Origin of the sequence: Streptomyces sp. NPDC002889 (genome assembly GCF_042888425.1) — a bacterium.
In the GTDB taxonomy this organism is placed as follows: domain Bacteria; phylum Actinomycetota; class Actinomycetes; order Streptomycetales; family Streptomycetaceae; genus Streptomyces.
Window position 1 is genome coordinate 230,900 of the sequence record NZ_JBIAPT010000003.1, and the last position, 12,386, is coordinate 243,285.

A 12,386-nucleotide genomic window follows, 5' to 3' on the forward strand; every position below is an offset into this window, starting at 1 on the left:
TCGGCACGTTAACCTACCAAACACTTGTTAGGGAAGGATGCCGTATGGACCTGGACCTCTCCGCCGACGAGCACGCCTTCCGCGCCGAGGCCCGCAGCTGGCTCACCGAACATGTCCCCGCCGATCCGCTGCCCTGCCTGGAGACCGCGGAGGGATTCGCGGCGCACCGCGCCTGGGAGGCACGGCTCGCGGCGGGCCGCTGGTCGGCGGTCTCCTGGCCCGAGCGCTACGGCGGGCGGGGCGTGGACCTCGTGCGCTGGCTGCTGTTCGAGGAGGAGTACTACGCGGCGGGCGCGCCCGGCCGCGTCGCGCAGAACGGCATCCACCTCCTCGCCCCCACGCTCTTCGACCACGGCAGCGAGGAGCAGCGCGCCCGGGTGCTGCCCCCGATGGCGCGCGGCGAGGTGATCTGGGCCCAGGCCTGGTCCGAGCCCGAGGCCGGCTCTGACCTCGCCTCACTGCGCTCGCGTGCGGTGCGCACGGACGGGGGGTGGCTGCTGAACGGCCAGAAGACCTGGTCCTCACGCGCGGCCTTCGCCGACCGGGCGTTCGGCATCTTCCGCAGCGACCCCGCGGTCCCGAAACCTCATCAGGGCCTGACGTATCTGATGTTCGACCTGGCGGCGCCGGGCGTGACGGTCCGGCCCGTCGGCCGGCTCGACGGCAGACCCGCCTTCGCGGAGCTGTTCCTCGACGACGTCTTCGTGCCGGACGAGGACGTGATCGGGGAGCCGGGGCAGGGCTGGCGGATCGCCATGTCGACAACGGGCAACGAACGGGGGCTCACGCTGCGCTCGCCCGGCCGCTTCCTGGCCGCGGCGGACCGTCTCGAGCGGCAGTGGCGTGCCTCGGCCGACCCCGCGGACACGGCGCTGCGGGACCGGGTCGCGGACTCCGTCATCGGCGCCCGGGCGTACCAGCTGTTCACCTGGGCCGAGGCCACCCGGTCCGCGGCGGGCGAGGGCAGCGGCGCCCGGTCGAGCCTGAACAAGGTCTTCTGGTCCGAGTACGACATCGCCCTGCACGAGACGGCACTCGATCTGCTGGGCGCGGAGGGCGAGTCGGCGGACGGCCCATGGTCGCAGGGGTACGTCTTCTCGCTCGCGGGACCGATCTACGCCGGTACGAACGAGATCCAGCGTGACATCATCGCCGAGCGTCTGCTCGGCCTGCCGAAGGGCCGCCGCTGATGCGCTTCGTACTCACCGGTGAACAGCAGGCCTTCGCCCACTCACTGGACAGGATGCTGACCGCGGCCGGCACACCGTCCGCCGCGCGCGCCTGGGCCGCGGGGGACCCCGCGCCGGGGAGGGTGATCTGGGGCCGCCTCGCCGAGGCCGGGGTGTTCGCGCTGACGGTGCCGGAGGCGTACGAGGGACTGGGCGCCCTGCCGGTCGAACTCGTCGTCGCCTTCGTGGAACTGGGCCGCCATGCGGTACCGGGCCCGGTGGTGGAGACGGTCGCCGCGACGGTGCTGCTCACACAGGTGCGCGACGCCGCCCTGGCCGGGCGGCTGCTGCCGGGCATCGCGGCGGGCGAGCTGTCGGCCACGGTACGGCTGCCCGGCTCGGGGCCGTACGCCCTGGACGCGGACCTGGCGGACTGCGTCCTGGTCGTGGCGGACCCCGGCCCCTCGGCCGAGCCAGGCGACGGCGGCGCCGACCGTGACGACGGCGACGTCCGGGCCGGTCGTACGGCGCACGCGGCTCCCCGGGCCGCGCCCGAGCTGCGGCTCGCCCCGGGGCACGGGCAGGTGCGGACATCGGCCGACCCCGTGCGGCGGACGGCCGTGCCGCTGCCGGGGGGCGAGGTGCTGGCCGCCGGGCCCGAGGTGGCGGCCGCGGCCGGGCGGGCCGGCGACTGGGCGCGGCTCGCCACGGCGGCGCAGGCGCTAGGTGTCGGGCTCGCGCTGCTGGACCGCACCGTCGCGTACGTACGCCGGCGCACCCAGTTCGGCACCGCCATCGGGTCCTTCCAGGCGGTCAAGCACCGGCTCGCGGACACGTTGATCGGTCTCGAGTTCGCCCGGCCCCTGGTGTACGCGGCCGCGCTCTCCATGGACACGGCCGACATCGCCGCCGCGAAGGTGGCGGCGGGCGAGGCCGCGTACGCCGCCGCCCGCACCGCCCTGCAGTTGCACGGAGCCGTCGGCTACACCGAGGAGCTCGATCTGTCACTGTGGCTGCGCAAGGCCCGGCCGTTGCGCGACGCGTGGGGCACGCCCGCGCAGTGCCGGGCCGCCGTACTGGCCTGACCCGCCCCTGACCACCCTCGGTCGTCACTCCCCTGCGTCGTCGCTGCGCGGCGGGCTGTCGTCGTTGCCGCGCCGCACCACCCGCAGCGGCTCGCCCGGCCGCCAGATCTGGACGACGAGGTCGTCGCCGTCGACCGTGGTCCGCACCACCTCGGTGAGCTCCACCCGGAAGAGATGGAACGGCTGCGGTTCGCCCACGTCCCGCGCGAAACGGGCTTTCGTCGGCGGATCGGTCACCTCGACCGCCCGCCCGGCGACGCGGACGTCCCCACCGTCCATGGACGTGCCGCTGCCGGGGTTCGCCTGCAGGGCGAACCTCGGGTCGCGGCGCAGGTCCTGCGCCTTACGGGAGTTCGGCATCATGCCGAGCCACAGTTCGCCGGACCGGAAGTTCACCTCCAGGCCGGTCACCCGCGGCGATCCGTCCCTGCGAAGCGTCGCGAGGACATGGTGCCTGTGCTTCTCGAAGCGCTGCTGCACGATCGCGGCGTAGTCCGGTGACGCGGCCTGAAAGTCTGCCCAACTGGAAGTCATGTCCCCATGGAACCGTGGATACCCGACAACCTCTGTCGTGTTAGGCACGTGTCCTGGGTATCGTCCGCGACATGATCGCCGAACTCCGGTGCACGGTCCTCGACTGCCCCGACCCCCCGTCCCTGGCCCGCTTCTACCAGGCGCTGCTCGGCGGCGAGGTCGACCGCCCGGACCGCCGCTGGACCGTCGGCGACGACTGGGCGACCCTGCACGCGCCCGGTGGCCAGGTACTGGCCTTCCAGCGCGTGGCCGGCCACCGACCGCCGCGGTGGCGGGACCCGGCCCGCCCTGCGCAGTTCCATCTGGACTTCGCCGTCCCCGACCTGGACCACACCGGCCGCCAGGTGGCCGCCCCGGGCGCGACGCTGCTGTCCCCCGGTGACGCCGGCCGGCCCTGGAGCGTGCACGCGGATCCGTCGGGCCACCCCTTCTGCCTGGTGCTCCACTGAGCGGGCAGGTCGGGGCACCGCCCGTGAGCAGACACGGACGGCAGCAGCCCTGCGACGTGACGGATGCTCCCACGCCCCGGGCGTGGTCTGCCGGGCGTGACGACCGATCGATCCTCCCGGTCCACCACTACTGGTTCCCGAAGGCCCGACCGGAAACCGAGCGGCACCGGGCCGGTAGCGCGGTGGCGCTCACGCCGGCCCGCGGAGCATGACCACCGCCGCGTGCCCCTCCGTACGCAACACCCCGGACGGCCGGTCCAGGACCGCCGCGTCGTACTGCCCGAGCGTCAGGCGCTCGCCCTCCTCGATCACCGCGTTCCCGTCCAGTGCCACGACCACGACGACCGAGCCCGGCGGGACGAGAAGCGGGAGCCGGCCCCGTACCACCGAGGTGGCGGCCGCCGTACGGCCTCTGCGGTACATGACGTTGAAGTTGACGACCGGGCCTTCGAGCAGCCGGCCCTCGGTGGCGAGGTCGCCCGGGAACTCGTAGGGGCGCAAGCGCTCGTCGATGAGCCGGCGCTGCGGGCCGACCGTGAGCTCCATGCCCGCACCTTCGGCCACGGTCAGGATGCGGTCCACGCCCGGGAAGGCGGAGAACGGGCCGTCCGCGCCGACGTCCGCGAGACTGATCCGCCAGTCGAAGGCGTCCATCGACGCGCCCTCGGGCGATACGGCGATCTCCCGTGTCACCCCGCCGCCGTTCTTCCACGGCACGGCGCCGCGGCCGGCCGTCCGCAGGATCCTCATCGCACGATGCCCTGGGCGCGGGCCGCCGCAAGCCACTGGGGGAACTCGCCGACCAGCCGCTCGTACAGCTCCGCGTCCGGGACCTGGCGCGGGTCCTGTCCGGCGTGGAAGAAGCCGGCGTTGTCGACGGGCCGCTTGGCAGGGACCGCCAGCTCGTCGAGCTTGTGGAGGAAGTCGAACTGAGAACTGCGCTTGCTGCCGAATCCGATGAACTGCCAGAACAGCGGCAGACGGGCCGCCTTGCACAGATAGCGCTCGGCGGCGTGCTTGCTGATCGGGCCGCCGTCCGTCTGGAAGACCACGAGGGCGGGCGCGGTGGATCCGCTGTCGAGGTAGTGGTCGATGACGGCGTCCATGGCCAGGTGGTAGCTGGTCCTGCCCATGTGGCCGAGACCCGCGACGATCTCGTCGACGCGGCCACCGTGGTTGTCCAGGGCGATGTCCGTGACGGCGTCGATGTCGGTGGAGAAGAAGACGACCGGCACCGATCCGTCGTCGTCGAGATGGGCGGAGAGGCCCAGCACCCGGTCGGCCAGCGCCTGGACGCTGCCGTCCTTGTAGTAGTCCTTCATGGAGCCCGAGTAGTCCAGCACCAGATAGACGGCGGCGCGCTGCCCGTGCAGACCGTGCCGGTGAAGACTGACGCCGGCGGTCTTGTAGAGGCTGACCAGGGCGGGTGCCCGCTCCTCGACCTTGCGGAGGCTGATGGCCGGTCCGGGGATGCTGGCAGTGGCCACGCAGGGCTCCGTTCATCGGGCGGTGGGCGGGAACACCGAGGATATCCCTCGAGCCTCTCGGGCTCCCTCGACTCCCAATCGCCTTGCCCTCACGCGGATCGAGGCAACAGCGGGGGTGCCGACGACACACCCCGCCCAGTCGGGCGACCTGGGGGAAGTGGCGTATCGCGTGACCTTTCCCGGTGCCTGGCCCGGCTGCCCGGCGGCAGCTCCCATCGGCAGCGGGGCCTGCGGCCTGCGGCCCCCGGGCAGCGCGGGCGCCCCTGGGACGCCGGGGCGTCGCCCCACATGGTCCGCGACGCCCGCGGAGAACGCACCGCGGCGCCCACCCGGTGTCCGGTCGGGGACAGGGCAGGCGCCGCGACGCCGGGGTCCGGGGACTCGCGGCCAAGCCGCTTGTGTCACAGTCCCGGAAGACCCAGCCCGTACGACGTTGTACGGGACGAACTGGGGAGATCAGACCGTCAGCGCACGGTCCGTCGGGCGGATGGGAGCCGGGAGCGCGCTCGCGCCCGTCAGATAGCGGTCCACGCCGCGCGCCGCCGAGCGGCCCTCGGCGATCGCCCAGACGATCAGCGACTGGCCGCGGCCCGCGTCACCGGCCACGAACACGCCGTCCACGTTGGTGGCGAAGTCCGCGTCCCGCGCCACGTTGCCGCGGTCGTCGAGCGCCAGGCCGAACTGCTGGACCAGACCGTTCTCCTGGTCCGTGCCGGTGAAGCCCATCGCCAGCGTGACCAGCTGCGCGGGGATCCTGCGCTCGGTGCCCGCCTTCTGCTCCAGCTTGCCGTCCTTGAACTCCACCTCGACGAGGTGCAGCGCCTGGACGTTGCCGTCCTCGTCGCCCTCGAAGTGGGTGGTGGAGACGGAGTAGACCCGCTCGCCCCCCTCCTCGTGCGCCGAGGTGACCTTGTAGAGCATCGGGAACGTCGGCCACGGCTGGTTGGTGTTCCGCTCCTCGCCCGGCCGCGGCATGATCTCCAGCTGCGTGACCGAGGCCGCGCCCTGGCGGTGGGCGGTGCCCACGCAGTCCGCGCCGGTGTCGCCGCCGCCGATGACGACGACGTGCTTGCCCTCGGCGGTGATCGGCGGGGCCACGAAGTCGCCTTCGACGACCTTGTTGGAGAGCGGCAGGTACTCCATCGCGAAGTGGATGCCGTTCAGCTCACGGCCCGGGACCGGAAGGTCACGGGAGACCGTGGCGCCCGCCGCGATGACCACCGCGTCGTAGCGCCGGCGCAGCTTCGCGGCGTCGATGTCGCGCCCGATCTCCACCTCGGTACGGAACTTGGTGCCCTCTGCGCGCATCTGCTCGATGCGCCGGTTGATGTGCACCTTCTCCATCTTGAACTCGGGGATGCCGTACCGCAGCAGCCCGCCGATGCGGTCGGCCCGCTCGTACACGGCGACCGTGTGGCCGGCCCGGGTCAGCTGCTGGGCGGCGGCCAGGCCCGCAGGGCCCGAGCCGATGACCGCGACGGTCTTGCCGGACAGCCGCTCCGGCGGCTGCGGGGTGACGTCACCGGTCTCCCACGCCTTGTCGATGATGGAGACTTCGACGTTCTTGATGGTGACGGCCGGCTGGTTGATGCCGAGGACGCACGCGGACTCGCACGGCGCGGGGCACAGCCGCCCGGTGAACTCCGGGAAGTTGTTGGTGGCGTGCAGCCGCTCGGAAGCGGCCGACCAGTCCTCGCGGTAGGCGTAGTCGTTCCACTCGGGGATCAGGTTCCCCAGCGGACAGCCGTTGTGGCAGAACGGGATACCGCAGTCCATGCAGCGCCCGGCCTGCTTGCTGATGATCGGCAGCAGGGAGCCGGGGACGTAGACCTCGTTCCAGTCCTTGACGCGCTCGCCCACGGGGCGGGTCTGGGCGACTTCGCGCCCGGTGGTCAGGAAGCCCTTGGGGTCAGCCATTGATCGCCGCCTCCATCATCTTCTCGGTGGTCTCCTGCTCGGAGAGACCGGCGAGCTCAGCGGCGTCCTTGGCGGCGAGCACTGCCTTGTACGTGGTCGGGATGATCTTGCTGAAGCGGTCCACGTTCACGGACCAGTCGGCGAGGAGCGTCGCGGCGACCGTCGATCCGGTCTCCTCCTGGTGGCGGCGCACGACATCGTGCAGCCACTGCTTGTCGGCGTCGGACAGGGTCTCGATCGCCTCCAGGTTGCCGGAGTTGACGTTGTCCCGGTCGAGGTCGACGACGTAGGCGACACCGCCAGACATACCGGCCGCGAAGTTGCGTCCGGTCTCGCCGAGCACCACCGCGTGGCCGCCGGTCATGTACTCGCAGCCGTGGTCGCCCACGCCCTCCGAGACGACCGTGGCACCGGAGTTGCGGACGCAGAACCGCTCACCGGTACGGCCCCTCAGGAACAGTTCGCCGCCGGTCGCGCCGTAGGCGATGGTGTTGCCCGCGATGGTCGAGTACTCGGCGAGGTGGTCGGCGCCCCGGTCCGGGCGGACGATCACCCGGCCGCCGGACAGGCCCTTGCCTACGTAGTCGTTGGCGTCGCCCTCCAGGCGCAGTGTGACGCCGCGCGGTACGAACGCACCGAAGGACTGGCCGGCCGAGCCGGTGAAGGTGATGTCGATGGTGTCGTCGGACAGCCCCGCACCGCCGAACCGCTTGGTCACCTCATGGCCGAGCATGGTGCCGACCGTACGGTTGATGTTGCGGATGGCGACCTGTCCGCGGACCGGCTGGGCATCCTCGGCGGTGGCCGCGTTCAGCGCCTCGGCCGCGAGCTCGATCAGCTCGTTGTCGAGGGCCTTCTCCAGGCCGTGGTCCTGCTCGACGATCCGGTGGCGCACCGCGCCGTCGGGCAGCTCGGGCACGTAGAACAGCGGCTCGAGGTCGAGGCCCTGCGCCTTCCAGTGCTTCACAGCCCGCGCGGTGTCCAGCAGCTCGGCGTGTCCGACGGCCTCCTCGACGCTGCGGAAGCCCAGCTCGGCGAGGATCTCGCGGACCTCCTCGGCGATGAACTCGAAGAAGTTGACGACGAACTCGGCCTTGCCGGTGAACCGCTCGCGCAGCACCGGGTTCTGCGTGGCGATACCGACCGGGCAGGTGTCCAGGTGGCAGACGCGCATCATGACGCAGCCGGAGACGACGAGCGGCGCGGTCGCGAAACCGAACTCCTCGGCGCCGAGCAGCGCGGCGATGACGACATCGCGGCCGGTCTTCAGCTGGCCGTCGGTCTGCACGACGATGCGGTCGCGCAGGCCGTTGAGCAGCAGCGTCTGCTGGGTCTCGGCGAGACCCAGCTCCCAGGGGCCGCCCGCGTGCTTGAGCGAGGTGAGCGGCGAGGCGCCGGTGCCGCCGTCGTGGCCGGAGATGAGGACGACGTCCGCGTGTGCCTTGGAGACACCCGCGGCAACGGTGCCGACACCGACCTCGGAGACCAGCTTCACGTGGATACGCGCGGCCGGGTTGGCGTTCTTGAGGTCGTGGATCAGCTGAGCCAGGTCCTCGATGGAGTAGATGTCGTGGTGCGGCGGCGGGGAGATCAGACCGACACCCGGGGTGGAGTGCCGGGTCTTGGCGACCCATGGGTAGACCTTGTGGCCGGGCAGCTGGCCGCCCTCGCCGGGCTTGGCGCCCTGCGCCATCTTGATCTGGATGTCGTCCGCGTTGACCAGGTACTCGCTCGTCACACCGAAGCGGCCGGAGGCGACCTGCTTGATGGAGGAACGGCGCTCGGGGTCGTAGAGCCGCTCCGGGTCCTCGCCGCCCTCACCGGTGTTGGACTTGCCGCCCAGCTGGTTCATGGCGATGGCGAGGGTCTCGTGCGCCTCCTTGGAGATGGAGCCGTACGACATGGCGCCGGTGGAGAAACGCTTGACGATCTCGGAGACCGGCTCGACCTCGTCGACGGAGATCGGCTCGCGCCCGGAGTTGAAGCCGAACAGGCCGCGCAGCGTCATCAGCCGCTCGGACTGCTCGTTCACCCGGTCCGTGTACTTCTTGAAGACGTCGTAGCGGCGGCTGCGGGTGGCGTGCTGCAGCCGGAAGACCGTCTCGGGGTCGAACAGGTGCGGCTCGCCCTCGCGGCGCCACTGGTACTCACCGCCGATGTCCAGCGCGCGGTGCGCCGACGGGATGCCGGAGGCCGGGTAGGCCTTGGCGTGCCGGGCGGCGACCTCCTTGGCCACGATCTCGAGGCCGGCGCCACCGATCTTGGTGGCGGTGCCGTTGAAGTACTTCTCGACGAATGCCTCGTCGAGGCCGACGGCCTCGAAGACCTGGGCGCCGCGGTAGGAGGCGACCGTGGAGATGCCCATCTTGGACATGACCTTCAGGACGCCCTTGCCGAGCGCGTAGATCAGGTTGCGGATGGCCTGCTCGGGCTCGAGGCCCTCGATGAAGGTGCCGGCGCGGACCAGGTCCTCGACCGACTCCATCGCCAGGTACGGGTTGACGGCGGCCGCGCCGTAGCCGATCAGCAGCGCGACATGGTGCACTTCGCGGACGTCGCCGGCCTCGACCAGCAGGCCCACCTGGGTGCGCTGCTTGGTGCGGATGAGGTGGTGGTGCACGGCGGAGGTGAGCAGCAGCGACGGGATGGGCGCGTGCTCGGCGTCCGAGTGCCGGTCGGAGAGCACGATGAGGCGGGCGCCGTCCTCGATGGCGGCGTCGGCCTCGGCGCAGATCGCCTCGAGACGGGCCGCGAGGGCGTCGCCGCCGCCGCTGACGCGGTAGAGGCCGGAGAGCGTCGCGGCGGTCATGCCGGGCATGTCGCCGTCGGCGTTGATGTGGATGAGCTTGGCCAGCTCGTCGTTGTCGATCACCGGGAAGGGCAGCGTGACGCTGCGGCACGAGGCCGCGGTCGGCTCCAGCAGGTTGCCCTGGGGGCCCAGCGAGGAGAGCAGCGAGGTGACGAGCTCCTCGCGGATGGCGTCCAGCGGCGGGTTGGTGACCTGCGCGAACAGCTGGGTGAAGTAGTCGAACAGCAGCCGGGGGCGCTCGGAGAGGGCCGCGATCGGGGAGTCCGTGCCCATGGAGCCGAGCGGCTCGCCGCCGGTGCGGGCCATCGGCGCGAGGATGACGCGCAGCTCCTCCTCGGTGTAGCCGAAGGTCTGCTGGCGGCGGGTGACCGAGGCGTGGGTGTGGACGATGTGCTCGCGCTCGGGAAGGTCCTCGAGCTCGATCTCACCGGTCTCCAGCCAGTCCTGGTACGGGTTCTCGGCGGCGAGGGCGGACTTGATCTCGTCGTCCTCGATGATGCGGTGCTCGGCGGTGTCGACGAGGAACATCCTGCCCGGCTGCAGACGGCCCTTGCGGACGACCTTCGCGGGGTCGATGTCGAGGACACCGACCTCGGAGGAGAGGACGACCAGGCCGTCGTCGGTGACCCAGTAGCGACCGGGGCGCAGACCGTTGCGGTCGAGGACCGCGCCGACCTGGGTGCCGTCGGTGAAGGTGACACAGGCCGGGCCGTCCCAGGGCTCCATCAGCGTGGAGTGGTACTGGTAGAAGGCGCGCCGGGCCGGGTCCATGGAGTCGTGGTTCTCCCACGCCTCGGGGACCATCATCAGGACCGAGTGCGGCAGGGAACGACCGCCGAGGTGGAGCAGCTCCAGGACCTCGTCGAAGGAGGCGGAGTCCGAGGCGTCCGGCGTACAGACCGGGAAGATCCGGTCCAGCGTCTCGCCGCCGAAGAGGTCGGAGACGAGCTGCGACTCACGGGCGCGCATCCAGTTGCGGTTGCCCTTGACCGTGTTGATCTCGCCGTTGTGCGCGACGAAGCGGTACGGGTGGGCCAGCGGCCAGCTCGGGAACGTGTTCGTGGAGAACCGCGAGTGGACCAGCGCGACTGCGGTGGCGCAGCGGCGGTCGGACAGGTCCGGGAAGAAGGGCTCCAGCTGGCCGGTGGTCAGCATGCCCTTGTAGACGATGGTGCGGGCGGAGAGCGACGGGAAGTACACGCCGGCCTCGCGCTCGGCGCGCTTGCGCAGCACGAAGGCCTTGCGGTCCAGCGCGATGCCCGTGCTCTCGCCGTCGGCGACGAAGAGCTGGCGGAAGGCGGGCATGGTGCTGCGCGCGCCGTTGCCGAGCAGGTCGGGGGTGACGGGGACCTCACGCCAGCCGAGGACGTTCAGGCCCTCCTCGCCGGCGATCGTCTCGATCCGTGAGACGGCGGCGGCCGTCGCGTCGTCCTCCTCGGCCGGGAGGAAGGCGATACCGACGGCGTACGAGCCGGCCGCGGGGAGCTCGAATGCGGTGACCTCGCGGAGGAACGCGTCCGGGACCTGGAGCAGGATGCCCGCGCCGTCGCCGGAGTCGGGCTCGGAGCCGGTGGCGCCGCGGTGCTCCAGATTGCGCAGTACGGTCAGCGCCTGCTCGACCAGCTCATGGCTGGCAACACCGGTGAGGGTGGCCACGAACCCGACACCGCAGGCGTCGTGTTCGTTACGGGGGTCGTACATCCCCTGCGGAGCGGGGCGACCGTCCATGGGCGACCAGGCGTCGGAACGCATTGGCTCTCCCGTCGTCGTCGTGGCATGTGCATTGCCGAGGGACGACGTTGGCCCTCTGCGAAATTTCGTGCAGGTTACATGATGGAGTGCTTCTCGGAAAGTGGATAGTCCGTTCCAACATGCGGACACCGCGCATAACGGTGAAGGTGGGTCATCACCGGACAGATCGATATCCGGACGACCGTCGCAGAGCAGGCCACGTTGCCTACAGCGTCTACGGCTCATGCCCGGTGATTAAGGAATCGAAACCGCCGGGTAACGGCTACTTATGTTGTGCCTTGCATAGTGTCTCACCCCGCGACCGCTGTGCGGAGGGGGCGTCCGTCACAGGGTGCGGGACGCGGCCTCATAACGCCAGCGCACCGACCCCGGGAAGAAGGGGACCGGTGCGGCGGTGGGGGTGCGGTGCGGCGGGGGCGGTGTGGCCGCCCCGGCCTTCAGACCGCCGCGCCGATGAGCATGCCCAGGCCGTACGTGAACGCCGCCGCCGCCCCGCCCAGGAGCAGCTGCCGCAGCCCGCTGAACCACCAGCTGCGCGCCGTCACCCGGGCCACCAGCGCGCCACAGGCGAACAGCCCGATCAGAGCGAGCAGCACCGCCGGCCACAGCATGCTCGCGCCGAGCAGGTACGGCAGCACCGGAAGCAGCGCGCCCACGGCGAACGAGCCGAATGACGAGACCGCCGCGACGGCCGGCGACGGCAGATCGTCGGGGTCGATGCCGAGCTCCTCCCGGGCATGGATCTCCAGCGCCTGCTCGGGGTCCCTGGAGAGCTGCATCGCCACTTCCCGGGCGAGCGGCGGTTCGACTCCGCGCGCCACGTACAGCGCGGCCAGCTCCTCCATCTCGTCCACCGGGTGCCTCAGCAACTGAGCCCGTTCGACGTCCAGTTCGGCCTGGACGAGCTCACGCTGGGAGGCGACGGAGGTGTATTCGCCGGCAGCCATCGAGAACGCGCCCGCGGCCAGTCCGGCCAACCCCGTGATGACGATGGTCTGCTGGGAGCCGGCACCGCCCGCGACACCGGTCATCAGGGCCAGGTTGGAGACGAGTCCGTCCATCGCCCCGAACACCGCCGGACGCAGCCAGCCTCCGTTGACATCACGGTGGGTGTGGTTGTCACGGTGCGCCTCGTGAAGCGTGGCCTCGGTTTCGATGATGGACACAGCTCTCCCCTTCTCCAG

9 protein-coding genes are annotated in these 12,386 nt (G+C 71.2%); 3 read left to right on the top strand and 6 right to left on the bottom strand.

All coding sequences use genetic code 11. The features are described from left to right. The first annotated feature begins 44 nt into the window (after window positions 1-44). The gene (locus tag ACFYWI_RS06050; protein WP_389225808.1) at window positions 45-1,190 is read left to right on the top strand and encodes an acyl-CoA dehydrogenase family protein; all 1,146 of its coding nucleotides are present in this window, start codon (window positions 45-47) and stop codon (window positions 1,188-1,190) included. Beyond that, window positions 1,190-2,254, top strand: a complete 1,065-nt coding sequence (locus tag ACFYWI_RS06055; protein WP_389225811.1) for an acyl-CoA dehydrogenase family protein — start codon at window positions 1,190-1,192, stop codon at window positions 2,252-2,254. Before ACFYWI_RS06050 ends, ACFYWI_RS06055 begins: the two co-directional genes overlap by 1 nt. 24 nt (window positions 2,255-2,278) lie before the next feature. On the opposite strand, the gene ACFYWI_RS06060 is transcribed toward ACFYWI_RS06055, so the two are convergent. Then, on the bottom strand, window positions 2,279-2,788 hold the full coding sequence (locus tag ACFYWI_RS06060) for a pyridoxamine 5'-phosphate oxidase family protein (RefSeq protein WP_389225814.1): 510 nt from the start codon (window positions 2,786-2,788) through the stop codon (window positions 2,279-2,281). Between the two features lie 71 nt (window positions 2,789-2,859). Between ACFYWI_RS06060 and ACFYWI_RS06065 the strand changes: the two genes are divergently transcribed. Beyond that, window positions 2,860-3,237, top strand: coding sequence for a VOC family protein (locus ACFYWI_RS06065; RefSeq protein WP_389225817.1), 378 nt, complete (start codon window positions 2,860-2,862; stop codon window positions 3,235-3,237). Window positions 3,238-3,426: 189 nt separating this feature from the next. Here the strand turns inward: ACFYWI_RS06065 and ACFYWI_RS06070 are convergent, their stop codons facing one another. The 5 genes from ACFYWI_RS06070 to ACFYWI_RS06090 form a co-directional block, all read right to left on the bottom strand. Continuing rightward, entirely contained in the window at window positions 3,427-3,987 is a 561-nt protein-coding gene (locus ACFYWI_RS06070; RefSeq protein WP_389225820.1) for a HutD family protein, read from the bottom strand. Further along, the gene (locus ACFYWI_RS06075) at window positions 3,984-4,724 is read right to left on the bottom strand and encodes a vWA domain-containing protein (protein ID WP_389225823.1); all 741 of its coding nucleotides are present in this window, start codon (window positions 4,722-4,724) and stop codon (window positions 3,984-3,986) included. Before ACFYWI_RS06075 ends, ACFYWI_RS06070 begins: the two co-directional genes overlap by 4 nt. A 456-nt stretch (window positions 4,725-5,180) precedes the next feature. Further along, entirely contained in the window at window positions 5,181-6,641 is a 1,461-nt protein-coding gene (locus ACFYWI_RS06080; protein WP_389225826.1) for a glutamate synthase subunit beta, read from the bottom strand. After that, window positions 6,634-11,202 carry a glutamate synthase large subunit gene (gene gltB, locus ACFYWI_RS06085; protein WP_389225830.1) on the bottom strand — a complete coding sequence of 1,523 codons (4,569 nt, stop codon included), beginning with the start codon at window positions 11,200-11,202 and terminating at the stop codon, window positions 6,634-6,636. Before gltB ends, ACFYWI_RS06080 begins: the two co-directional genes overlap by 8 nt. A gap of 437 nt (window positions 11,203-11,639) precedes the next feature. After that, complete coding sequence (locus ACFYWI_RS06090) at window positions 11,640-12,368, bottom strand: VIT1/CCC1 transporter family protein (RefSeq protein WP_389225833.1); 729 nt, start codon at window positions 12,366-12,368, stop codon at window positions 11,640-11,642. Between the last annotated feature and the right edge of the window lie 18 nt (window positions 12,369-12,386).